We start from the raw sequence: 21,651 nt of genomic DNA, 5'->3' as shown, positions 1-21,651 counted from the left end.
GCGCCCCTTCAGCGGTAGTGCCAGACGTCCCTGAGGCCGTGCGACATCAGGGCCAGCAGAACGGACAGGAACAGCAGCGCGGCCGCCAGGAACAGCAGCACGTCACCCAGCACGCTCTCCGGCAGCAGCAGGCCGGCGCCGGGGTGCAGCAGCAGCGCCGCGCCCTGCGCGAGGCAGAGCTCGACCAGCCTGCCCTGATTGGCCAGCAGGAACGCCATGAAGTAGGCACCGCCGAGCACGACGTGCGCCGCGGCCATCACCACGACCGGCAGGCTCACCTGCGTGAACGCGACCGGCACGGCGGTGAGCACGGCCAGCGCCGCGATGGATCCGCCGAGCCCGCGCACGAGCAGCCGGTGGCCCTGCGCGGTGAACTCGGCCGGATAGCAGACCTGCCTGATCACGCCGCGCACCGCCGAGTCGAACCGGTGCGCCTGCCACTCCAGCACGCCCATCCCGAGCACGAGCCCGGCCCCGGTGAGCGCCAGGTCGGGCCTGTCCACGACGTAGGCGGCCTCGGCCTGGAGCAGGAAGGCCGCGGTCAGCCCGCTGTAGAGGGCGGCAACACCCAGGTCCCCGTCGAGCCGTGGCCGCCCGTCGTGCCGCGAAGGCCTGGTCAGCAGGACGGCGGCGCAGGCGACCGCGCCGATCGACGCCACGCCCAGCGTCACCGCCGCCAGCGCCGCCAGCGGGTGTCCGACCACCACGTAGAGCAGGCCCGCGCCCGTGCCAGGCAGCATGAGGAGCGCGAGCAGGCCCTCGCGCCGGTAGAACAGCAGGATCCCCGAGCAGATCTGGAACGTCAGCTGGGTCACGGCCAGCAGGACCAGCGACATCGGCCCGTCCCACAGGGTGGCCGCGCCGCCGGCCAGGACCACGCCCGCGACGAGCCCCCACCGCAGCGTCCTGGCCGCCGAACCAGGCGAGCCGCGCCCTGTCAGGCCGTAGGCGATCCGTGACAGCACCGAGCCGAGCACCCAGCCGATTCCGGTCGTGACGACCAGCCCTGGCATGAGCCACCGCACGCCGATCAGCGCGGTGACGGCGGGCAGCAACGCGGCCGGCATCGCGTAGAGCGGCCCGTGTACGAGCGAACGCCACGCCGCCACGGGGAGCTCGATGGGCGCAGGCTCGGGCTCGTCCCTGTTGAGCCTGGCGTAGACGGCCTCGGCCAGGGAGAAGACGTCCGGGTGCCCGTAGCGCTCGCGCGCCAGCTTGTCGTTGAGCCCTTCCGACTCCAGCGCGGCGGCGACCTGCAGCGGCTCGACCGCCTGGGAGAGCCGGGGGCGCAGCTGCTCCATCAGCTCGTCGAGCGGCTCGATGATGATCTTCATGCCACGACTTCCTCATAGACGCCCCGGTAGTCGGCCAGCGACTGCCTCAACGTGAAGCGCTCCATGACGCGGAGCCTGGCCAGCGTGCCGAGCCTGCGCCTGAGCGGCCCGTCGGTCAGCAGCTTCAGCGCCGCCTCTGCGACCGCCCGGTGGTCGCGCGGCGCGACGACGTAGCCCGCGCCCGCCACCGCCTCGGAGACGCCGCCCACGTTCGTGCACACCACGGGCCTGCCGCAGGCCATCGCCTCGACCACGGTGTAGGGGAAGCCCTCGGAGATGCTCGTCAGCGCCACGACGTGGCCCGCGTGGTAGGCCTCCAGGGGCATCGCGACCCTGCCCTCGAAGACCACCGACGCGTCGAGGTCCAGCTCGGCGGTGAGCGCCACGCAGCTCGCGTGGTAGGACTCGTTGCCCTCCGGCACGCCGCCGAAGATGCGTAACCGCGCGTCGGGCAGCTTGTCGCGGATGACGGCGAAGGCGCGGATCAACGTGTGGATGTCCTTGAGCGGGTCGATCCTGCCCATGAACACCAGCGTGGGCCGGTCCGGCTCGCTCGTCGCGACGGGGAAGTCGGCGGGGTCGACGCCGTTGTACATCACCCTGATCCGTTCGTCGTCGGCGCCGCCCTTGAGCTGCCAGCGCTTGTTGTAGGAGGAGTGCGGGGCGATCCGGTCGGCGATCGCGTACGACGCGCCGGCCAGCCGCCTGAAGAAGCTCAGCAGCAGCACCCGCACGGCGTGCGAGGCGGGCTCCGTGAGGTACTGCAGGTACCGCTCACGCAGGTAGACGCCGTGCTCCGACAGCACGATCGGCGTGCCGTACCGCCATTTGGCCGCCATCGCGACCAGCATCGACAGGCCGTTCATCGCCACGTGCGTCAGGTCGGTGCGGACGGGAGGCTCGGTCAGGGGACGCAGCATGTGCCCGAGCAGGTGCGCGGCGGTGATCGCGTCGGCCAGGTTGATGCCGTCCATGCGGTGGCCGTACCAGCGGTCCATCAGCAGGGTGAGGGCCCGCTCGCCGGTCAGCGCGCCGAGCAGGTCCGCGCACTGGGACAGCTCCCGCAGCGCCGTGAGGAACCCGCGGCTCCCCTCTCCCATCACCGCGGGGGTGAGGATGAGCCGCAGGAACTCCTCGTAAGCCGGCGGGACGGGCGCGGGCCTCCTGGCCTGCTGCCGCCACAGCGGTACCGCGGTCACCCTGTCGAGGTTGCCCGGCCTGTCCCACACCGAGCGTTCTGCCCCGTCCACGGTGAGCGTCACGACGTCCCAGCGGTAGTCCGGCATGCCGCGGATGAGCTGGTCCATCCAGACGCTCACACCCCCCATGGCGAACGGGTAGGTGCCCTCGGAGACGAGCGTCACTCTCACGGGCGCACGCTCGCGGGGACCGTCACCGGCGTGCCGGGCGTGAGCGCGATCCTGGCGACCTTGTCCGTCCCGTACGGCACGGCGTTCGCGTCGGCGTTGGTGGCGAACACGCCGCCCGCCGTGTCCGAGGTGAAGGTGATCGTGGCCGCCTGCTTGTCGAAGACGGCGTCGACGTGCTGGAGCGCGGCGAAGTGGGCGTTGCGCGCCTCGACGTAGGCGGCCAGCTCGGTCCAGGTCGGGGTGAGCACGGGCACCTTGTAGTAGCCCTTGTACTTGGTCATCACGGCGTTGAGCCAGTCGAAGACCAGGTTGGGCGTCCCGCGCAGGTTGCCCTGGTGGAAGGTGTGCGTGTAGACCGAGCCCGACATGACGTGCTGGAGGGCGACGTCGCTCTCGTGCCCCACGATCTGGGTGTAGGTCTGGTTCGTCGGCCAGTAGGGGAACTTGCCGTTCGGCCCGTAGTAGGAGTTGTAGAAGTAGGTCTGCTCGGCGGGCGTCGTCACGTGGTAGGCCACGTTGGTCGGCCAGTCGGGCACGACCAGCAGCGACGGCTCGAGCGGGTGGTGGGTCCCGCAGTTGAAGCACGCCGGCCGGTGGCTGGCGAACGACATGTTGCCGTGCAGGTACTTCACACCCGCCGCCTTGGCCGCCTGGAGCAGGTTGGGGTTGGACGCGGCGAGGCCGTGGTCGGTGGGCGGGTCGATGTCGTTGGCGGGATCGGGATGGTAGACGCCGAGGCCCGAGTACTCGCCCGTCTTCAGCACGGTCCTGTCGACGCTCAGCCCGAGCTGCTGGGCCCTGGTGAGGTTGTCGACGATCTCGTTGTAGCTGGTCTGGTAGTCGGTGGTGTTCATCTTCGGGTGGGTGAAGGTGTGGTTGATCCACGTGAACGCGGTCGCCCTGCACCTGGAGTAGCTGGTCAGCGGGTCGGGGCTGAGCAGGGTGAGCAGGCAGGTCTTGGGCGCGCCGGGGTTGGCGCCCTCGCCGTTGTAGGCCACGTTGAGCTTGAAGTTCGCGGCGAGCGGGTTGGCGGCGCGGAAGTTCTGCTGCTGGTTGTAGGTGCCGTCGGCGTCGTTGCGGCTGATCCTGAAGCCGGGGTTGTCGTCGACCGTGCCGTTGGTCCTGAGGTGCGAGGTGTACGAGAACCAGTCGTCGACGTCCACGTTGAGGTAGTGGCGGCGCTCTCCCAGCATCACACCCCTGGTCGCCCATCGCAGCAGGCCGTAGGTGAGCAGGTCGGCCTGCGGGAGGTACTGGTTCGAGGTGAACGTCAGCGCCATCCGCTCGCGGCCGTCGGCCGAGGTGCTCCTGACGCCCAGCACGTCGTTGCCCATGGTCAGGATCGGGTCGGCCTGGCAGCCCTGCTGGACGACGCTGCGGTAGACGTAGGACAGGCTGATCGGGACCGTGCCCTTGAGGTGGTCGAAGACGGCCGCGCCGGCCGGCGTGAGCGTGGCGTTGGCGGGTGTCGCGCCGATCCCGCCCTCGCTTCCCTGACGCAGGCAGTAGTCCTCGGGGAAGGTCCCGTAGGCGGTGTACAGCGAGACCTGCCTGACCTGGAAGTCACGCTCGTAGGCCCACAGCGCGTTCCACTCGTCGGCGTCGAGCCCGCTCACGAACCCGTTGCCGCCGTCGTGGAGGAGCGAGTTGTTGGTCAGCAGGACCGCGTTGTACCTGCCGATGCCGTCCTGCCTCACCAGGGAGGGAAGCGGCTGCGACCTGCTCTCCACCACGTCGTACGGCATGCCGACCCTGTCGAGGGCGGCCTTCCAGGTGGCCAGGCCGAAGTCGTCCGCGTCGACGGCGACGACCAGTGCCCTGAGCGCGACCTTCCCGCCCGTCGCGGCGAGCGCCTGAGCACCCGGATCGGCCGCCGCCGGGCTTTCCGCCGCCGTCCTGCCGCCCTGCTCGACCGCCTTGAGACCCTCGTCGACGGTGATCGCGCCCTGGGGGGCCTTCGGGAGTGGCCGCGCCTTCCCCGGCTTGGGCCGGTCGACGTCGGCCCGCAGCGGGGCGCCGTGCGCGTGGGGTTCCTCGGCTCCCTGAGCGGGCTGCGACGCGGGCGGACGCGGCGGCGTGGTGGGGTCGGCCGGCTTCCGCGCGGCGGTCGAGGTGGCGGGGAAGGCGGCGATGAGGCCGACCGCAACCGGCACAAACCAGGCCTTTTTCATGACATTCCCTCTCTTGGTGGGTTTTAAGCCCGCGAGGCCGGTGACTTCTCGCTTGAGTGTGGGTTCGGAGGATTTCTCTTCGGTTTCTCCTCCATTTCTCGATCCGCGCTTCTATCCTCCCTTCGTGGAAAAGCTCTTGAGCGCCATGGAATTTCGAATTCTGGGCGCGCTGGATGTCATAAAGGACGATCGCCCCTTACCGGTCAGGTCCGGCAAGCAGCAGGCGCTGCTGGCCCTGCTGCTCTGCCAGGCGGGCAGGGTCGTCCACAGCGACGTGCTCGTCGACTCGCTGTGGGGCCAGGAGGCCGGCGACCAGGGCGTCAAACGCCTCAGGCTCCATCTGCACCGGCTGCGGCGCACGCTCGGCGCGGCCGACGCCATCGTTCACCGCGTCCAGGGGTACACGCTCGACATCCCGCCGGTCGCCCTCGACGCCCGGCGCTTCGAGACCCTGGCCCACCAGGGCAGACAGGCGCTGACCTCGGGCAGGGTCGCCCAGGCGAGCGAGCTCCTGCACGCCGCGCTCTCGCTGTGGCGCGGGCCCGCCCTGGAGGGGCTGGAGGATCTTCCGCTGCTCCATCACGAGGCGACCAGGCTCAACGAGGAACGCCTGTCGGCGCTCGGCGACTGCATGGACGCCGACCTGCGGCTACGCCGGCACACCGACCTCATCGGCAGGCTCTCGGTCCTGGTGGACGAACACCCGTTGCAGGAGCGCTTCCGCGGCCAGCTCATGCTCGCCCTCTACCGCGCGGGACGCCAGGCCGAGGCGCTGGAGGTCTACCGGACGGGCAGGCACATCCTCGCCCGCGATCTCGGGCTGGAGCCGGGCGCGGAGCTTCGCCGCCTGGAGCTCGCCATCCTGACCAGCGACGCCTCGCTGTCGGTCTGCGCGCCGCGGACGGTCCACGCCAGGCGCCGCCGTACGCGCTGTCCGCGGTGCTGATCGCCGCGCGGTCCCGGTAGCGGGTGCGGGAATCGAACCCGCCTGCCGCGGCTTATGAAACCGCCGGGCACAACCAGCGCCCCCACCCGCTGTGAAACGAAAAAACCGCCCCGGAATGGACATTCCACGACGGCTCGCGCTTTGACTCCCTAACGTCGTGCGCGAGCCTTCTGGCGCATTCGGCCGTCGTTCACGGAGAAAGCATCCCGGCATTCACCTTTCACCCGCAACCGCTTTTTCTTCCCTCCCGAGCGGTCGCGAGGGGCGGAGCCTGCCCCGCTCGGCGACGCACCGGTCCGTCCGGAAAGGCTGGGCGCCTACCGCGGCTACACCTGGTACGCCGCTGAGGCCGAGTCCGCCGACTCCTACCTGATCCACAGCGGTTCCGACGTGCTCTCCCTGCGCGTGGGCGGACAATTCCTGGGCACCGTCGTCCCCGGCGGCGGCTTCGCCCGGCTCCCCGGTGCAGAGGGAGGCGCCCTGGAGGTCCGGACCGAGATCTGGGGACATTCGAACTTCGACGACGCCCGCCTGCCCGCGCTCAGACTCGGCGCGCAACGCGGCTTCGACGCGGTCACCGCCGTCCGCTCGGCCAGACCGCTCGGACCGTGGCGGCTGCATCCCGTCGACGGCGGACCGCGGATCGGCGCCGCCCCCGCTCCCGTGGTCGCGTGGGGCTCCTGGATCACCGCGCACCGCCCCGACACACCCGCTACGTCACCGACCTGCTCCCCGACCCCGGTTGCGACACCTGGGTGCTGCACCTGGACGGCGTGACCGCGCACGTCGAGGTCCGCCTCGACGGCGCCGACCTCGGCGTGCTCAACCCGCACGACCCATACGCCGACCTCACACCGTGGCTGCGGCCAGGCGTGCCCGCCCGCCTCGAACTCACCCTGCGCCGCGGGCCCGCCGACAGCGCGGGCGAGCCCGTCCTGCTGGAAGGCCGCCGCGCCACCGGCTGGTCCGCGGTCTCCGGCGAGGAGGCCACGCTGTGGCAGGCCGCCACCCGGACCCTTCCAGGCGAGCAGACCCACCTCCCCGTACGGCTGGCCCCCGGCGAACTCGGCTGGCTGCACGCCGACGTCACCGCGTTCGCCGGACGCACCTGGACCGCCAGGATCACCGGGACGCGGACGAAGGTGACCGCCTGGTTCAACGGCCACGTCGTCGGCAGACTCTGGCTACCGGGCGAACCGCGACCCGCCATGAGCGGCGGCGATCCCGAGCTGCTCACCCTGCCCGCCGCCTGGTTCGACCCCGCGGGCGGCGACCGGCTGTCGCTGCTCGTCGAGGCCGTCCACCGCGACCTGCCGGGCGAGCTCACCGGCGTCGCGTTCGGCCCGTGACGGTCGCGCCGGCCGTACGGTCGGGGCCGGCCAGGCCGTACGGTGAACCTGCTCTGCGCCGATATCGGCTGGTGATCCGCCGGCCGGCTGTGGCACGGTGTGAGCGTGTCCCTCCACAGCCTTGACGAGCTCATCGCCGCCGAACAGGCCGGGCAGGCCCTCCGCTACCTGTACTTCTGGGGCCACCAGCCCGCCCGCGACGGCGGCATCGGCCCCGGCTGCCTCAGCCAGTGGTGGCCCGTCACCTTCACCGAGGACGGCCACGCCTTCGCCTCCGCCGAGCACTACATGATGGCGCACAAGGCGTGGCTGTTCGGCGACGACGACGCCGCTTCGGCCATCCTGTCCGCCGGGCACCCCGGCGAGGCCAAGAAGCTCGGCCGTACCGTCAGGGGCTTCGACGAGCAGACGTGGAACGCGCACAGGTTCGACATCGTGGTGCGCGGGTCCGTCGCCAAGTTCGGACAGCACGACGCGCTGAAGCGGTTCCTCCTGGGCACCGCCGGGCGCGTCCTGGTCGAGGCCAGCCCGCACGACAGGATCTGGGGCATCGGGCTGGTCGCCTCCGACGCCAGGGCCGCCTCGCCCGCGACCTGGCAGGGGCAGAACCTGCTCGGCTTCGCGCTCATGGCCGCGCGAGAAGCGCTCGCATGACGACCGGCCACCCGGATCACGCGGGCTCGGTCCACACGGTCCCGGATCAAACGGCCTCGGATCACGCGAGCTCGGGACCCGAGGACTCCGGCCGCACGGCCTTGAGACGCGCGGACGGAGATCTCCATCCCGGAGGTGGTGTCGGTGTCGGTGCGTCCGATCGCGTGGAAGGCGCCGGCGTGACGCTCAGGGAGGCGTCGGCGGGCGACGCCGAGCCGATCGCCGACGCGTTCCTCGCCGCTCGCGCCGAGATGACCTACCTGCCGCGGCTGCACACCGACGAGGAGACCAGGTGGTGGATCGCCAACCTGGTGCTCCCGTCACACGAGGTGTGGGTGGCCTGCGCAGGCACTCGCGTCGTCGGGTTCGCCGCGGTGCGGGAAGGGTGGCTGGAGCATCTCTACCTCGCCCCCGCGGCACAGGGCGCGGGTATCGGGACCGCGCTGCTGGAGCGGGCCAGGCAGGGCATGTCCACCCTCGACCTTCACGTCTTCCAGGCGAACGGCGGCGCGATCCGCTTCTACGAGCGCCACGGGTTCACCCTGGTCGCGACGGGCAACGAGAACGAGGAAGGCCTTCCCGACGCCCACTACAGGTGGACGGCCTGACCCCGGCCCGCTATGCCGAGCCGGGGCCGCATGGAGCACCGTCAGCAGCTGAGGTTGCCGCCGGTCGGCACGCCGAGGATCTGGGTGAAGCGCTGGTAGGCGTTGATCCGGCTCTGGACCTGCGCGGGGTTGCCGCCGTTGCACTCCAGGCTGCCGTTGATGCTGCGGATCGTCTGGCCGAACCCGTGGCCGTTGACCATGGCGTTGTGGGCGGTCATCGTGCCGGGGCCGTTCTGGGTCATCCAGTACCAGAGCCCGGTCTTCCACGCCACGGCCGACTCCCGCTCGACCCGCCACGGGTCCTGCAGCAGGTTGAGGCCGAGCGCGTCGCCCGCGGCCTTGTAGTTGAAGTTCCAGCTCAGCTGGATCGGGCCGCGACCGTAGTAGGCGGCCTGCCCGGCGGGGCAGCCGTAGGGCTGGGAGGAGTCGCAGTAGTGCGGGTAGTTGGCGGTGTTCTGCTCCACGATGTGGACGAGCCCGCCGGTCTCGTGGTTGACGTTGGCGAGGAAGGCGGCGGCCTCCTGCTTCCTCACGGTGTCGCTGCCGGTCTTGGCGAAGGCGGGGAAGGCGCTCATGGCACTGGTCAGCCCGCTGTAGCTGTAGAAGGAGTTCCGGCTGGGGAACATCTGGCCGAACTGCGCCTCGGTGACGACGAACCCTCCCGGTGACGGCGGCGGATCCGTGGGGGTGGTGCCCCCGCAGGTGTACGGGTCCCAGTACCACGTGCTGATCGTCGGGTCGTAACCCGGATTGTCGTGTTCGGCGATGTAGTACTTGCCGTCGGTGTAGCGCACGATGCTGCCGGTGGCGTACCACTGCCCGGCGACCCAGTTCGGGTGACTGCACGTGGAGGGAGGCGGCGTCGTCCCACCGCCGCCGCAGGCACCCTGGTCGGCCCAGACGTCCGTGGTGCCGGGCACCTCGTTCTGCGTCCACCACTTGGCCGACCAGTTGCGCCCGTTGTGGGAGACCTTCGCGCCGCCGTTGTAGACGGCCGACGAGCTCCACGGGGCGGCGCAGTCGGCGGCGGAGGCGGAGGTCGCCGGAAGGACGGCGGTGAGCACCCCCACCATCAGCGCGATGGCCGCGAAGGGCGCCATGATCCGTTGCCTGAGCACCTCAGCTCACTCCTTCTTATAGGAAAGTTTCCTAAGGATTGGCGCGATCGTAGAGGTATGACGACGCCCTTACAAGACCCAATTCACACCAGTCAGAACCCGGCGTAGACCTCAGAAGACCGCCTACCGGAGAAACCTGCGCGAGCCGCCGAACCCCTGACCGGCCGCCACCTGCCCTGACATCCTGAACCGCGTCATGGCCGATCACGACGCAGCCCAGGCGGCGTTCGGACGAGTGGCGGCACTCGCAGCCGAGCACCACGCCGACCTCGACCCGGCGGCGCGGCTCTCGCGCACGCACGCATGGGTCGGCGGCGGCGCTCCCGCCTTCGCCGCCACGTCGGCCGCGTCTCGCCCTGGTCTGGGCCGAGGGTGACGACCTGTATCTCGCGTCGACCTCCACCTGCGTGTGGCCCAACGGAAGTCCGCCTGCGGACTCCCCCTGATCGGCGGCCGGCCGTCGGGCCCGCGAGGCGAAGTTGGGTTCGCCGTAGACTGACTCCTCGTGGATTGGATCGAGCGGATCGCCGGACGCCCCGAAGCCGGATGGCTCCCCGCGACCGAGACCGCGGGCCGTCCGCATCCCGAACCCGGATGGCTCCCCGCGACCGAGACCGCGGGCCGTCCGCTTCTCGAACTCGCCCCCGCCCGGGCCGAAGATCCCGCTCTGGCCGCCCGCGTCGCCTCCGGCAGCCAGGGCTTCCGCCTCCCCGTTCGGGGAACGCGCTGATGGGGATCATCGGCGTCGGCGTCGTGCTCGTCGATTCGGACGGCCGGATTCTCCTGGGTGAGCGGATCAAGTCAGATGAGGAGCCGTCGTGGTGCCTGCCCGGCGGCGCCGTCGAGCCTGGAGAGTCCTTCGAGGCGGCGGCCGTACGGGAACTCGCCGAGGAGACCGGCATCCATGACGCGGTACGGCCGCTGGTCACCGCCGTGATCGTGGACAGCCATGAAGGTACGGCACGCGTGACGGCGGCCGTGGCGATGACCGCCGGCCGTACCGCCGCGCGGGTCACCGAGCCGGAGGTGTTCGCCTCGTGGCAGTGGTTCGCCCCCGAGCAACTGCCTGAGCCGCTGTTCCCCGCGACCGCCCAGGTGCTCACCTCCGCGTCGGGAGGCTGGCGCTATCCCATCGGCGACCGCTGAGCGCGTAGGGACAGTCGGCGTCGGCCGCGTGCGCTGGGCGACGTCGCCGCCTTGGAGATCCTGGTCGGCGTCCGCGATGACGACTCTCGCCGGGCGACGCCGCCGCCTTGGAGACCCAAGTCGGGCGTCCGCGGTGACGACTCTCGCCGGGCGACGCCGCCGCCTTGGAGACCCAGGTCGGGCGTCCGCGGTGACGACTCTCGTTGACACGCCGGCGGGTTCCGCCACACGCGTTCTTGTCGGTGGTCCGGCGTAGCGTCGATCCTGTGCTTTCCTACGTGACCGGGGACGCGACCTCACCCCTCGGCGAAGGGCCGAAGATCATCTGCCACGTGTGCAACGACCTCGGCCGCTGGGGCCAGGGCTTCGTCCTCGCGCTCTCCGCGCGTTGGCCGGAGCCGGAGGACGGTTACCGCGCCTGGCACCGCTCCGGTGAGGGCTTCGCACTGGGGGCGGTGCGACTGGTCGAGGTGGAGGCGGAGCTGTGGGTGGCGAACATGATCGGCCAGCACGGTGTCCGGGCGACCGAGGAAGGCCCGCCGATCAGATACGACGCTCTCGATCGCTGTTTGGAGGCGCTCGCGTCGCATGCCGTGGAGCTGGGCGCGAGCGTGCACATGCCGCGCATCGGCGCCGGGCTGGCGGGAGGCAGCTGGGACCGGATCGAGCCGATCATCACCCGGCGCCTGGTCGAGCGCGGCATCCCGGTCACCGTGTACGACCTCCCCGCGCCGGACCGGTCGCGAACAGCCGGATCGGCCGCGAACAGCCGGACCGGCCGCGAACAGCCGGACCGGTCACGGGAAGTCGGACCGGCCGCGGACAGCCAGACTGATCGCGGACAGCCGGGAGGCCACGTGCTCCGCCGTACCGGTGGGAGCCCGCACGCCGAGGCACGTGGACCCGGTGATGGCGACCATGCGACCAGGACGGCCCGCCCGGCCCGAGTCCCGACCCAGGTCGGGGCTCGGCTGACGGCTACCGCGACTGGGCGTTCACACGCGTCCGAGGGTCGGATGTCGGAGTGGACGGATCTGATCCGAGTTCGGTGAGCAGGCCGATGACGAGCTCGCGGGGCAGGCCGTGGGTGTGGTGGAGGTAGTCGTAGTTCTCCTCGCTCAACGGCCCGACGAAGCCCAGCCGGGACAGCACCTGCCGGCCTCGCGTCAGCAGCTTGGAGAAGCGTCGCTCTTCATCGAGCAACACCTCGCGTACGTGGTCAACTCCGCATGATTGCCGGAAATGCTCCAGCGTGTGGTCAACAAGCTCCCCAGGAAGGTCGGACAGGGTGCGGGAGGGATCATCGCGCCACAGGGTGGTGAGGACGCGGCGCGTGAGCCGGCGCAGCACGTAGCCGCGCCCGGTGGTGGAGGGCATGGTCCCGTCGCCGATGACCACGACGCCGGAACGCAGGTGATCGATGATGACGCGCAGGGATGACTCGTCGGTGTCCCACAGGCGTGGGATGGTCCTCATCCACGGGTCGAACACGTCACAGTCGAAGACCGATCGTCGGCCCTGCAGGATGGTGACCAGCCGTTCCAGCCCCATGCCCGTATCGATGCCAGGCTGGGGCAGGGGATCAAGGCTGCCGTCCTCATGGCGGTGATAGCGCATCTGCACGTGGTTCCACACCTCGACCCAGCGCTGGTCACTGCTCGGGGTGCCCTGTGGCGGTTCCTCTCCGGTCCATACGAAGATCTCCGAGTCGGGGCCGCACGGCCCGGTGGGCCCGTTGGACCACCAGTTGTCCTCGCCGGTCAGTTCCACCGGCACGCCCATCTCGCTCCACGTCCGGACCGACTCGGTGTCGGGGCCGACCTGCTCGTCGCCGCCGAAGACCGTGACGTGCAGCCGGTCGGGGCGGATACCGAAGCCGTCACGCAGCAGCTCGTATCCCCATCGAAGGCTCTGCGAGCCGCCGTAGTCCCCCAGCGACCATGAGCCGAGCATCTCGAACACCGTCAGGTGGGTGTTGTCACCGACCTCGTCCAGGTCGGTGGTGCGCAGGCAGCGTTGAAGGTTGACCAGGCGCCGCCCGAGCGGGTGCGGGCGGCCTTCCAGATAGGGGGTGAGCGGGTGCATGCCGGAGGTGGTGAACAGCACCGGATCTCCGGGAGGCGGGATGAGCGAGCCTCCGGTGATGCGTCGGTGACCACGCTCACGGAAGAACTCGATGAAAGTGCTGACGGTCTGATCGACGTTCATGACAGCAGGGCCTTTCGGGTCATGGGGACCGGAAAGAACCGCAGGCAGACTGCAGACTGCGAACAGGAGTCAGACGACACACCGGCGGCCGTTTCCGGTGGCCGGTGATGAGGAGGAGGTCAGGCAGCGGCGACCGGCGAGCTCGTAGCTCGGGCGGCTGCGGCGAGATTGCGCGAGGAGACCTCCATGTGCTCGACGCTACCAAACGGCCGGGAGAACCTCACTGGCATTTTCCGTGCCGGCCACACCTGCCTTTCGAACACATCGTGCGCCAGGCCCTCGATGATCACGTTCACAGAGCCGCCGGCCCGCCGGAGGGGCAACGCAGCCGCCCCGGGAACCGGGCCGACAGGACCGATCGGCTCGACCGCGGCCTCCGGCATCTCAGAGCTGGGGATTGTCACCCTCCCGCGAGTATTCGGCGAAAGCCGGTTAAGAAGGGTTGAGTCGCTGATCCGCGGGAGCACCTCCACAGGCAGGCGCATCAAGCGAAAACGAAGAAACCCCAGCTCGGCGAACCGAGCTGGGGTTTTCCGTCTGTGCGCCGCCAGGGACTCGAACCCCGGACCCGCTGATTAAGAGTCAGCTGCTCTAACCAACTGAGCTAGCGGCGCTTGCGACAGGTGTAACTGTAGCAGCAGCCAACCACCACTCGCACATCACGCGATCCTGGCCGCCAGCCTCTCGTACGACTCCAGCATCAGCTTCCAGAAGCGGTCCACGTCGAGGTCGACCGCCACGGCCGCGTTCGGTACGCGCCCGTCCACCTTGAAGTCCGTGACCGTCATTCCGGCCGTGTACGTCCCGGCGGTCTCGACGTTCACGACGGCGGGGACGAGGGTCAGCAGGGTGGGGTCGATGACGTGCGCGACGGCGACCGCGTCGTGGATGGCGGGGCCTCCGTCGGCTTTCACCACACCGTAGAACTGGGAGATCGGCACCACCAGGTCGGCCAGCCGTCCCAGTGACCGCATCTGGTCCAGGATCGACTCGGTGACGACGGCGGTCAGGGTGACGTCGAGGCCGACCATGGTCACCTCCCAGCCGGCGTCGAACACGATCGACGCCGCGGCGGGATCGGCCTTGATGTTGAACTCGGCGGCGGGCGTGTGGTTGCCGCGGGTGTAGGAGCCCCCCATGATCACGAAGTCGCGCGCCCACTCGACGATGCGCGGCTCGCGCCGTACGGCGAGGGCGATGTTGCTGAGCGGGCCGACGGCGACGAGGGTGATCTCGCCGGGCGCGGAGCGGAGGGTCTCGATGATGTAGTCGACGGCGTGACCGTCGGCGACCCCACGGGTCGGCGCGGGGAGGGTGACGCCGCCCAGGCCGGTGGCACCGTGAATGGAGTCGGCACGGACGCCCGCCCCGAGCAGCGCGCCGGCGCTGCCTGGCGTGACCGGGACGTCGCCGAGCCGGTAGAACTCGCGGAGCGAGAGGGCGTTGGCGGTGGTCAGGTCGAGGCTGACGTTGCCGCCGACGGTGGTGATGCCTACCAGGTCGATCTCGGGGGAACCGGCTGCGAGCGCCAGGGCCAGCGCGTCGTCGATGCCGGGGTCGCAGTCAAGGAGGAGCTTCTTCACCCCAAAACAGTACACATGAATCGGGGCCGGACGGCTTCCCCCAAAACCGTCCGGCCCCGATCTACCGCGGTCCAGGCCGACACCTTCCCCCGAAGTGTCGGCGGTCCCGCACAGCAGACGACGGTCCCCCTCCGCGTCCGCATCGGCAAAAGCTCTGCAAGTCAGTCGCAGCACCCTTGACCTGCTTCAACGTTACAGAGACGAATGCAACGGACGCGTCATACCAGGGTCGATTATCGCCCTAATCAGCCTAGGGGAGCTCCAAGCGGACCTCCGTGCCCTCCCTGAGCGAACGGCTCACCGTGCAGTGCTTCTCCTCCACCCGTTCGGCCACCGCCCTGAACACCTCGTCGGCCTGCTCGGAGGGGACCTCCACGTCGTAGGTCACGGTGATGGGCCCGAGCTTGCTCGGCTCGACCTTCTCCGCCTCGACCGTCATCGCCAGCCGGAGCAGGCGGTGCCCTCGCTTTGCCGTGAGCGGTTCCACGGTCACGATGTTGCACCCGCCGACGGCGGCCAGGAGCAGTTCGACGGGGGTGAAGACGCCGTCCTCGTCGCCACCGCCGATCTCGACCCGCGCACCGCGGGCGTTGGTCGCCACGAAACCGTCGTCTGTCCGCTCAACACGCACGTTAGCCATGCCGGTCAACCTACCGGGAGTATCCGGACCGCGCGCGTCCGAGCCGCCCTGTCCGTCGTCGGGTACGGCGGCGCCCCAGGAGTTCGACGGTCCGACAAACCCCTGGACCGAGGGATCCGCAGAACCCAAGGGCCGGGGTCACGCCATCCCGGGGAGGACCAGACGGACCAGGGTTCCCCCGTCCGGGACCGAGACAGCCGACACGGTGCCCCCGTGGCTGTCCACGACCTGCCGTACGATCGCCAGCCCCAGCCCCGACCCCGGTTTCGTCCGCGCCTCGCCGGACCGGTAGAACCGGTCGAAGACGAACGGCAGGTCCGCCACCGGAATCCCGGGCCCGTGATCGCGGACCTCCAGCACCCCGTCCCGCAGCGTCACTTCGACCGCGTCCTCAGGCGCCCCGTACTTGGCGGCGTTGTCCAGCAGGTTCCCCACGGCGCGCGCCAGCCGGTCGGGCACGCCCCTGACCACGGTCGGCTCCACCGCCACCGTGAACCTGGTGGCCGCCCAGTGGAGTCCCGCCCTGGTCACCTCGTGCTCGACGATCTCGTCGAGCCGCACGTCCTCGACCAGCGCCACCGGTTCCTCGTCCCTGGCCAGTTCCACCAGATCCGAGACCAGCCCGCTCAGTTCCTCGAGACCGTAGACGACCGCCTGCCCGACCTCGTCGCGCTCCTCGGCGGGCAGGTCGCCGCGCACCAGGAGTTCGGCGTTGGTCCTGACGGCGGTCAGCGGCGAGCGCAGCTCGTGCGAGGCGTCGGCGACGAGCTGCTTCTGCGCTTTGGCCGATCGCTCCAGGGCGTCCAGCATGGTGTTGAAGCTGGCCGCCAGTTTCCCTATCTCGTCGTCGCGGGCCACGTCGATGCGCAGCCCGAGGTCCCTGGTGACGGCGATCCTGGAGGCCGTGGCGGTGAGCGTCGACAGGGGGCGGAGCGACGCGCGGGCCGCCAGCCACCCGAGGAAGGCGGCGATGACCAGTCCGCCGACGGCCACGGCGAGGAACGGCCAGCCGAACTCCGCCTGCCACCGTCCGATCTGCCCCATGACGCTCTCGGCCCTGCGGCAGGTGACGTAGTAGGCGGCTCCGAGCACGAGCAGGACGGAGAGCGCCGCCGCGAGGCCCGCCGCGAGCGCGAGCCTTAGATGAAGCCTCATGACTCCCTCAACACGTATCCGAGGCCGTGCACTGTCTGGATCAGCCGGGGTTCTCCGTCGTGTTCGGTCTTGCGCCGCAGGTAGCGGATGTAGACCTCCAGCGAGTTGGAGCCTGGCGTGAAGTCGTATCCCCAGATCCGTTCCAGGATGACCTCCCTGGTGAGGACCTGTCCCGCGTTGCGCATGAGCAGTTCGAGCAGCGCGGCTTCCGTCCCGGTCAGGTCGAAGAGCCTGCCGCCGCGTCTGGCCTGGCGGCTCTCGGTGTTCAGCGCGAGTCCCGCGAACTCCAGCGCCCCTCCCGAGGAGTTGGTACGGCGCAGCAGCGCGCGCACCCTGGCGAACAGCTCTTCGAGGGCGAACGGCTTGACCACGTAGTCGTCGGCGCCGGCGTCGAGCCCCTCCACCCTGTCGCCCACGCCGGACAGCGCGGTCAGCATGAGGACGGGGGTTCTGTCGCCTTCGGCTCGCAGGCGGCGGCAGACCTCCAGCCCGTCCATGCCCGGCATCATGACGTCGAGCACGATCAGGTCGGGACGGTCCACGGCGGCCACGGCCAGCGCGGTCGGCCCGTCGGGCGCGCTCCTGACCTGGTATCCCTCGACGCGAAGCGCTCTGCTGACGGCGTCGCGCACCTGGGGCTCATCGTCCACAACCAGAACTTCGGATTTACCCATCTTCTATTCAGGCAACTCTCATCTACTTCGCAGACTGTCTTTTCTATGACTACCAGCACCCAGTCTCTCCCGCCGGTGCTCTTCTGGTCTGGCGCGGCAGTGGGACACTTCGGAGCAATTCACCCCGCTTGGAGTTACCCGTGGCTCCCGACGGCCCATGTCGGCACCGCGGTTCTGGTGGTGCTCGGCCTGGTGGCGGCGCGCTGGAACAGGCAGGAGCGGCTGCACCCCAGCCTCAGGTGGGCGGCGTATCTCGCTGGGGCGCTGGTGGTGGTCCATCAGCTCGCCTCGCCTGCGGCGGTGACGGGGCTGAGCAGGGTGGGCTCGTTCCTCCTGTACGGCGCGGCGCTGGCGGTGCTGCTGTGGGAGCGCAGGCCCGAGCCCCGGACGTCGACCCTGCTGATCGCCGAAGGCGTGGGCGCGGCCGCGATCGCCGCGAGGGTCAAGGACCCGGAGCGCACGGTGGTCCTCTACCGCGCCCGGGACACCCGCGAGGCCCAGCAGGCGCGCGAGCTGCGCGAGCTGGGCGTGCCCGTGGTGCTCGTGGAGGGCACCGAGCACGATCCCCGGGCGAAGGAGGCGGTCAGTGCCTCGGGCCTGCGCCGCCTGGTGCCCGACATCTCCCAGCGCACGGTCCACGTGTACGGCCCGCGAGGCTTCGTCCGCTACGTCAGGGGCGCGTTGACCAGGCTCCGGCGAAGGGCATAGCCGCTGTCACGTTGGCGCGTTGACCAAGCCCAGGTAAAGGACTTAGCCGGCCGTTATGGCTCGCGTGGGACGGTGACCGCATGACCTTTCCCGGTGCCGCTCGAGTCCAGATGGTGATGAGCCTGCCCGTGTGCGTGGACATCCGCACGGCGCTTCCAGGGCGGGAGCTGACGCCGCTGCTGGACGACGCGTTCAGCTGGCTGCGCTGGGTGGAGGACACCTTCCGCCCCGGCGTGGACGGCGGCCACGTCGCCCGGCTCGACGGCGGGCGGCCGATCGAGGGGATCCCCGAGCTCGTCGAGGTCACGCGCAGGTGCGAGGAGCTGAGCGGGGAGACGGGTGGCTGGTTCGACGGCAGCGGGGGCGAGCGGTTCGACCCGATGGCCTACGTGCGGGGCTGGGCCGTGGAGCGCCTTTCGCGCGCGCTGGCCGGCGCCGGCGCGGTCGACCACCGGGTGACCGCGGGCAGCGGGACGAGGGTGCGCGGTTCCTCAGCGCCCGGCCGCCGCTGGAGGGTGGGCATGCGCGACCCGTACGACGGGGTCACCACCAGGGTGCTGTTCGCCCATGACGCCGCGGTGGCGACCGCGGGCGGCGAGCAGTACAGCGGGGACGGCAGGGCATGGGTGTGCGTCGTCGGCCCCGACCTGGGCGCCGCCGGTGCCTACGCGGGCGCGATGCACGCCATGGGCACGGCCAGGGCAAGGCGTTTCGCGAGGGAGCTCGCCGCGCGCCTGCCGTACCAGAGCATGGTGGTCGGCGCGGACGGGCGCGCGACGAGCACCCCGGGGTTCACCGGCCACGGGGTGGAGACCAGGCTGGCGGGCTAGGCCTCGGGGTGCTTCGACAGGTAGTCGACGTAGAGCGGTTTGAGCGCCTCCCCCAGATCTCCGTGTCCCGAGGCCATGGCGTCGCTGAGCAGGGCGGACAGGTGGCTGAGGTCGTTGACGACCTCGCCTCCGTGACCGCTCGCCGCCTCGGCCGCGGGGATCGCCTTGAGCAGGTCCCAGATGAACGCGAAGTCCCCGTGGCGTACGGCGTAGTGGACCGCCCGCTCGTGCAGCTCGATCGTCGGCAGCGTCTCGAGTTCTCCACTGTCCATGTCACTCCCTCCCCAGGAGGGCTCTTCCCCGCGATGTCGCCTCGATAACGCCTTCTCAGGACTACTTAGCGTCATGGCCGGGCACGTAGCGTCCATGATCGACCGTCGGCCGGCGACCTTCCCCGCCGTCACCGGGGGCGCGGCGCCCACCGGGGCCCGGCGGCGGCACCCCTTCCTCATCGCCGATCAGAGATGCGAGGATCCTGTGGCGTGAAGTTCATTATCAAAGTTCTCGTCGTGGCGGCATCCCTCTGGGTCGCCATCCAGTTCGTGAGCGGGGTCGCGATCACGACCCCGACGGGCACGGCCCAGTACTGGGGCACGCTGCTCGTCGTGGCGCTGATCTTCGGTGTGATCAACGCCGTGATCAAGCCGATCATCGAGACGATCGGCTGCGCGTTCTACGTGCTGACGCTGGGGCTGTTCGCCCTGGTCGTCAACGCGGGTCTGATGCTTCTCACCAGCTGGGTGTCCGAGCAGCTCGACGTCCCCTTCCACGTCTCCGGTTTCTGGCCCGCCTTCTGGGGAGCGATCGTGGTCTCCATCGTGAGCTGGGTGCTCAGCCTGGTCCTTCCCGACTGATGGAGCTCGACGGCACCTCCCTCACCTGCGCGCAGGTGGCCACAGGCGGCCCGGTCTCGATCGCGTCACTCGATCGGGCCCGGGCCGCCTGGCGTACGGCGCGGTCGCTGACCGGCCCCGTGTACGGCCAGAGCACGGGCGTCGGCGCCAACAAGGACACCTCGGTCCAGGAGGGCGGCTTCGACCTGTTGCGCAGCCACGCCGGCGGCGCGGGCCCGCTCGTCTCCGAACGACGGGCGAGGGCCATGCTCGTCGTGCGGCTGAACCAGCTCCTCGCGGGCGGCTCGGGCGTGGATCCCGCGCTGTTGCCCGTGCTCGCCGAGGCGATCAACGGCGGGCACACCCCGCCGGTGCGCACCTATGGCGCGATCGGTACGGGCGATCTGACCGCGCTGGCCACGACCGCGCTGTGCCTGCTGGGCGAGCGGGAGTGGCGCGGGAGCGGGCCAGGCCCCAGGTTCCCGCTGTCGTCGGCCGACGCGCTGCCGTTCATCAGTTCGGGCGCGGCCACGCTGGCCGACGCCGCGCTCGCGGTTCACCAGGTGAAGCTGCTGCTCGACGCGGCGATCGGCGTGGCCGCGCGCACCTTCACCGCGGTCAACGCCTCGGCGGAGCCGCTGGCGCGGGCCGTGCACGAGGCACGGCCCCAGCCTGGGCAGGCGGACGTGGCCGCGCGGCTGCGCGGGCTGCTCGCCTCCGAGGAGGCGGTCAGGGTCCAGGATCCGTACGGCTTCCGCGCCTTCGCCCAGGTGCACGGGGCGACCGTCGACGCGCTGGCCCGGGCGCAGCGGGCCGTCGAGGTGGATCTGAACGCCGCCAACGAGAACCCGCTGTTCGACGGCGAGCTCGCCTGGCACAACGGCAACTTCCACGCCGCCCCGATCGCGTTGGCGCTCGACGCGCTGCGCGCGGCGCTCGTGCCGGCCGCGCAGCTCGCGACCGCGCGGCTGGCCACGCTCATGGAGCCCGCCTACACGGGGCTGCTGCCCTTCCTGGCGGGGCGGCAGGGCGACTCGGGCGCGATGATCCTGGAGTACGTCGCCCATGACGCCCTCGCCGAGCTGCGCCTGCTGTCGGCGCCTGTGACGGGCGGCACGGCGGTCATCTCGCGCGGCACCGAGGACCACGCGAGCTTCGCCACCCAGGCGGCGCGGGCCGCGCTGCGCTGCGTGGAGCCGCTGGAGATCGTGCTGGCCTGCGAGCTGGTCGCCGCCAGGCGCGCCCTGGCCGAGCGCGGCGCTCCAGGGGAACGGGATCGGCCCCTCGACACCGATCTCGACGCGGCCAGGGAGGAACTGCGCCTGGTCAGCGGCTGATCCGCCGCACTGATCCGCGTTCGCGCAGTGTGGGCTGCTGGACGACCCTGCGGCGGCGGGCCGCGCCGTCGGCCGCCGCGGCCACCAGGCGTACGGCGGCGCGGACGATGCCGTCGAGGTTCCAGTCGACGGTGGTGAGGCCGGGGGTGAGCAGGCCCGACATGGGATGGTCGTCGTAGCCCATCACCGACACGTCGCCCGGCACCGACAGGCCGCGCTCGGCGGCCGCCGCGTAGACGCCGTAGGCGATGGAGTCGGAGAAGCAGAACACGGCCGTGTGGCGCCCGTCCTCCAGCACCTCGCGGGCCACCTCGGTGGCGCCCACCAGGTCGTAGGGCGCGGGGGCCACCTCGATGTCGAGGCCGAGCCTGTCGGCCTCGGCGCTGGCGTGGACGTCGGCGGGCCTGTCGGGGGTGCGGGCGCCCGTCGGGGTGAGCACCGCGATCCTGCTGTGGCCGAGCGCCTTGAGGTGTTCGAGGGCGAGCGTGACGCCGCTCCTGTTGTCGAAGACCACCTCGCCCGCCGTCCCTGGCAGCCCGTCGCCGATCGCGACGACCGGAACCGACTCGCACAGGTCGGCCCAGAACGGCGCGGCGGGATCGACGGGCTGCACGATGAGGCCGTCGACGCGCTGGTCGCGCAGTTGCGTGGCCAGCGCGCGCTCGCGGCCCGGGTCGCCGACGGCGTCGAGGATCAGCGCGTAGCGGTCCTTCTCCCGCAGGCCCCTGCTGATGCCGACAGCGAGGGACTGCTGCCACAGGTCCTCGAGCGAGCCGCAGAGCACGCCGATCATGCCGGTGCGGCCGCTGGCCAGCGCTCGGGCGATGGGGTCGGCCTCGTAGCCGAGTTCGGCCGCGGCGGCGCGGACGCGCTCCATGGTCTCCTCGGAGACCTGGAGCCCGCGAAGGGCGTACGAGACGGCGGCAGGTGACAGGCCGGTCGCCTGCGCGACCTCTTTGATGGTCGCTCGCTTTCTGGCCATCCGCC

At 70.7% G+C, this 21,651-nt stretch carries 23 protein-coding genes and 2 tRNA genes; 12 read left to right on the top strand and 13 right to left on the bottom strand.

The window, feature by feature from the left end; all coding sequences use genetic code 11:
- Nucleotides 1-8: 8 nt before the first annotated feature.
- From AC3EO4_RS40865 to AC3EO4_RS40855, 3 genes are read right to left on the bottom strand one after another with little or no spacing between them, the layout of a single operon-like run.
- Complete coding sequence (locus tag AC3EO4_RS40865; RefSeq protein WP_431900890.1) at nt 9-1,334, bottom strand: hypothetical protein; 1,326 nt, start codon at nt 1,332-1,334, stop codon at nt 9-11.
- Complete coding sequence (gene pelF / locus AC3EO4_RS40860; RefSeq protein WP_431900887.1) at nt 1,331-2,704, bottom strand: GT4 family glycosyltransferase PelF; 1,374 nt, start codon at nt 2,702-2,704, stop codon at nt 1,331-1,333. The genes AC3EO4_RS40865 and pelF overlap by 4 nt, the downstream gene beginning before the upstream one ends.
- A complete protein-coding gene (locus tag AC3EO4_RS40855) occupies nt 2,701-4,857 on the bottom strand; it encodes an Agd3-related carbohydrate deacetylase (protein ID WP_431900884.1) in 2,157 nt (718 codons plus the stop codon). Before AC3EO4_RS40855 ends, pelF begins: the two co-directional genes overlap by 4 nt.
- A 142-nt stretch (nt 4,858-4,999) precedes the next feature.
- On the opposite strand from AC3EO4_RS40855, the gene AC3EO4_RS40850 reads away from it, so the two are divergent.
- Nucleotides 5,000-5,821, top strand: coding sequence for an AfsR/SARP family transcriptional regulator (locus AC3EO4_RS40850; protein WP_379575981.1), 822 nt, complete (start codon nt 5,000-5,002; stop codon nt 5,819-5,821).
- A 17-nt stretch (nt 5,822-5,838) separates the two neighbouring features.
- On the opposite strand, the gene AC3EO4_RS40845 is transcribed toward AC3EO4_RS40850, so the two are convergent.
- A tRNA-Met gene (locus tag AC3EO4_RS40845) sits at nt 5,839-5,912 on the bottom strand.
- 580 nt (nt 5,913-6,492) lie between these two features.
- On the opposite strand from AC3EO4_RS40845, the gene AC3EO4_RS40840 reads away from it, so the two are divergent.
- From AC3EO4_RS40840 to AC3EO4_RS40830, 3 genes are all read left to right on the top strand, one after another.
- Entirely contained in the window at nt 6,493-7,170 is a 678-nt protein-coding gene (locus AC3EO4_RS40840; RefSeq protein WP_431900881.1) for a hypothetical protein, read from the top strand.
- A gap of 105 nt (nt 7,171-7,275) precedes the next feature.
- Nucleotides 7,276-7,824, top strand: coding sequence for a riboflavin biosynthesis intermediates N-glycosidase (ybiA, locus tag AC3EO4_RS40835; protein WP_431900878.1), 549 nt, complete (start codon nt 7,276-7,278; stop codon nt 7,822-7,824).
- Between the two features lie 179 nt (nt 7,825-8,003).
- Nucleotides 8,004-8,432 (top strand): GNAT family N-acetyltransferase, encoded by a 429-nt coding sequence (locus tag AC3EO4_RS40830; RefSeq protein WP_431900876.1) that lies wholly within the window; start codon nt 8,004-8,006, stop codon nt 8,430-8,432.
- A 41-nt stretch (nt 8,433-8,473) separates the two neighbouring features.
- On the opposite strand, the gene AC3EO4_RS40825 is transcribed toward AC3EO4_RS40830, so the two are convergent.
- Nucleotides 8,474-9,532, bottom strand: a complete 1,059-nt coding sequence (locus AC3EO4_RS40825) for a glycoside hydrolase family 19 protein (RefSeq protein ID WP_431900950.1) — start codon at nt 9,530-9,532, stop codon at nt 8,474-8,476.
- Between the two features lie 214 nt (nt 9,533-9,746).
- On the opposite strand from AC3EO4_RS40825, the gene AC3EO4_RS40820 reads away from it, so the two are divergent.
- From AC3EO4_RS40820 to AC3EO4_RS40805, 4 genes are all read left to right on the top strand, one after another.
- Nucleotides 9,747-9,926 carry a hypothetical protein gene (locus AC3EO4_RS40820; protein ID WP_431900874.1) on the top strand — a complete coding sequence of 60 codons (180 nt, stop codon included), beginning with the start codon at nt 9,747-9,749 and terminating at the stop codon, nt 9,924-9,926.
- 129 nt (nt 9,927-10,055) lie between these two features.
- Nucleotides 10,056-10,280, top strand: a complete 225-nt coding sequence (locus AC3EO4_RS40815) for a hypothetical protein (protein ID WP_431900872.1) — start codon at nt 10,056-10,058, stop codon at nt 10,278-10,280.
- On the top strand, nt 10,280-10,696 hold the full coding sequence (locus AC3EO4_RS40810; RefSeq protein ID WP_431900869.1) for a nucleotide triphosphate diphosphatase NUDT15: 417 nt from the start codon (nt 10,280-10,282) through the stop codon (nt 10,694-10,696). Before AC3EO4_RS40815 ends, AC3EO4_RS40810 begins: the two co-directional genes overlap by 1 nt.
- Nucleotides 10,697-10,962: 266 nt before the next feature.
- A complete protein-coding gene (locus AC3EO4_RS40805; RefSeq protein ID WP_431900866.1) occupies nt 10,963-11,748 on the top strand; it encodes a macro domain-containing protein in 786 nt (261 codons plus the stop codon).
- Here AC3EO4_RS40805 and AC3EO4_RS40800 read toward each other — a convergent pair.
- The 6 genes from AC3EO4_RS40800 to AC3EO4_RS40775 form a co-directional block, all read right to left on the bottom strand.
- Nucleotides 11,675-12,904 (bottom strand): alanine--tRNA ligase-related protein, encoded by a 1,230-nt coding sequence (locus AC3EO4_RS40800; RefSeq protein WP_431900863.1) that lies wholly within the window; start codon nt 12,902-12,904, stop codon nt 11,675-11,677. The two genes, AC3EO4_RS40805 and AC3EO4_RS40800, sit on opposite strands and share 74 nt — an antisense overlap.
- A gap of 540 nt (nt 12,905-13,444) precedes the next feature.
- Nucleotides 13,445-13,518, bottom strand: a tRNA-Lys gene (locus AC3EO4_RS40795).
- Between the two features lie 45 nt (nt 13,519-13,563).
- Nucleotides 13,564-14,487, bottom strand: coding sequence for a nucleoside hydrolase (locus AC3EO4_RS40790; protein ID WP_379575991.1), 924 nt, complete (start codon nt 14,485-14,487; stop codon nt 13,564-13,566).
- A gap of 250 nt (nt 14,488-14,737) precedes the next feature.
- Nucleotides 14,738-15,127 carry an OsmC family protein gene (locus AC3EO4_RS40785; RefSeq protein WP_431900861.1) on the bottom strand — a complete coding sequence of 130 codons (390 nt, stop codon included), beginning with the start codon at nt 15,125-15,127 and terminating at the stop codon, nt 14,738-14,740.
- A gap of 138 nt (nt 15,128-15,265) precedes the next feature.
- On the bottom strand, nt 15,266-16,282 hold the full coding sequence (locus tag AC3EO4_RS40780; RefSeq protein WP_379575993.1) for a HAMP domain-containing sensor histidine kinase: 1,017 nt from the start codon (nt 16,280-16,282) through the stop codon (nt 15,266-15,268).
- Nucleotides 16,279-16,956 carry a response regulator transcription factor gene (locus tag AC3EO4_RS40775; RefSeq protein WP_379575994.1) on the bottom strand — a complete coding sequence of 226 codons (678 nt, stop codon included), beginning with the start codon at nt 16,954-16,956 and terminating at the stop codon, nt 16,279-16,281. The genes AC3EO4_RS40780 and AC3EO4_RS40775 overlap by 4 nt, the downstream gene beginning before the upstream one ends.
- Nucleotides 16,957-17,001: 45 nt before the next feature.
- Between AC3EO4_RS40775 and AC3EO4_RS40770 the strand changes: the two genes are divergently transcribed.
- Complete coding sequence (locus AC3EO4_RS40770; protein ID WP_431900857.1) at nt 17,002-17,664, top strand: ferric reductase-like transmembrane domain-containing protein; 663 nt, start codon at nt 17,002-17,004, stop codon at nt 17,662-17,664.
- An 80-nt stretch (nt 17,665-17,744) separates the two neighbouring features.
- Nucleotides 17,745-18,494 (top strand): FAD:protein FMN transferase, encoded by a 750-nt coding sequence (locus tag AC3EO4_RS40765; RefSeq protein WP_431900855.1) that lies wholly within the window; start codon nt 17,745-17,747, stop codon nt 18,492-18,494.
- Here the strand turns inward: AC3EO4_RS40765 and AC3EO4_RS40760 are convergent.
- Nucleotides 18,491-18,766 carry a hypothetical protein gene (locus AC3EO4_RS40760; protein ID WP_379575997.1) on the bottom strand — a complete coding sequence of 92 codons (276 nt, stop codon included), beginning with the start codon at nt 18,764-18,766 and terminating at the stop codon, nt 18,491-18,493. The genes AC3EO4_RS40765 and AC3EO4_RS40760 overlap by 4 nt on opposite strands.
- 210 nt (nt 18,767-18,976) lie before the next feature.
- Here AC3EO4_RS40760 and AC3EO4_RS40755 point away from each other — a divergent pair, with 210 nt between their 5' ends.
- On the top strand, nt 18,977-19,348 hold the full coding sequence (locus AC3EO4_RS40755; protein WP_379575998.1) for a phage holin family protein: 372 nt from the start codon (nt 18,977-18,979) through the stop codon (nt 19,346-19,348).
- Entirely contained in the window at nt 19,348-20,664 is a 1,317-nt protein-coding gene (locus AC3EO4_RS40750) for an aromatic amino acid lyase (RefSeq protein ID WP_431900851.1), read from the top strand. Before AC3EO4_RS40755 ends, AC3EO4_RS40750 begins: the two co-directional genes overlap by 1 nt.
- Here AC3EO4_RS40750 and AC3EO4_RS40745 read toward each other — a convergent pair.
- Nucleotides 20,654-21,646: a LacI family DNA-binding transcriptional regulator gene (locus tag AC3EO4_RS40745; protein WP_379576000.1), complete on the bottom strand. Its 993-nt coding sequence runs from the start codon at nt 21,644-21,646 to the stop codon at nt 20,654-20,656. The genes AC3EO4_RS40750 and AC3EO4_RS40745 overlap by 11 nt on opposite strands.
- Nucleotides 21,647-21,651 lie beyond the last annotated feature (5 nt).

Source organism: Nonomuraea sp. bgisy101 (assembly GCF_057708945.1).
The sequence above is the reverse complement of the archived record's forward strand: the minus strand, read 5'-3'. Positions and strand labels throughout refer to the sequence as shown.

Coding starts and splice junctions, on each gene's coding strand:
- AC3EO4_RS40865 (WP_431900890.1), bottom strand. CDS start 1,334: ATGAAGATCATCATCGAGCCGCTCGACGAGCTGATGGAGCAGCTGCGC.
- AC3EO4_RS40825 (WP_431900950.1), bottom strand. CDS start 9,532: ATGGCGCCCTTCGCGGCCATCGCGCTGATGGTGGGGGTGCTCACCGCC.
- AC3EO4_RS40820 (WP_431900874.1), top strand. CDS start 9,747: ATGGCCGATCACGACGCAGCCCAGGCGGCGTTCGGACGAGTGGCGGCA.
- AC3EO4_RS40810 (WP_431900869.1), top strand. CDS start 10,280: ATGGGGATCATCGGCGTCGGCGTCGTGCTCGTCGATTCGGACGGCCGG.
- AC3EO4_RS40800 (WP_431900863.1), bottom strand. CDS start 12,904: ATGAACGTCGATCAGACCGTCAGCACTTTCATCGAGTTCTTCCGTGAG.
- AC3EO4_RS40785 (WP_431900861.1), bottom strand. CDS start 15,127: ATGGCTAACGTGCGTGTTGAGCGGACAGACGACGGTTTCGTGGCGACC.
- AC3EO4_RS40780 (WP_379575993.1), bottom strand. CDS start 16,282: ATGAGGCTTCATCTAAGGCTCGCGCTCGCGGCGGGCCTCGCGGCGGCG.
- AC3EO4_RS40775 (WP_379575994.1), bottom strand. CDS start 16,956: ATGGGTAAATCCGAAGTTCTGGTTGTGGACGATGAGCCCCAGGTGCGC.
- AC3EO4_RS40770 (WP_431900857.1), top strand. CDS start 17,002: ATGACTACCAGCACCCAGTCTCTCCCGCCGGTGCTCTTCTGGTCTGGC.
- AC3EO4_RS40765 (WP_431900855.1), top strand. CDS start 17,745: ATGACCTTTCCCGGTGCCGCTCGAGTCCAGATGGTGATGAGCCTGCCC.
- AC3EO4_RS40760 (WP_379575997.1), bottom strand. CDS start 18,766: ATGGACAGTGGAGAACTCGAGACGCTGCCGACGATCGAGCTGCACGAG.
- AC3EO4_RS40750 (WP_431900851.1), top strand. CDS start 19,348: ATGGAGCTCGACGGCACCTCCCTCACCTGCGCGCAGGTGGCCACAGGC.
- AC3EO4_RS40745 (WP_379576000.1), bottom strand. CDS start 21,646: ATGGCCAGAAAGCGAGCGACCATCAAAGAGGTCGCGCAGGCGACCGGC.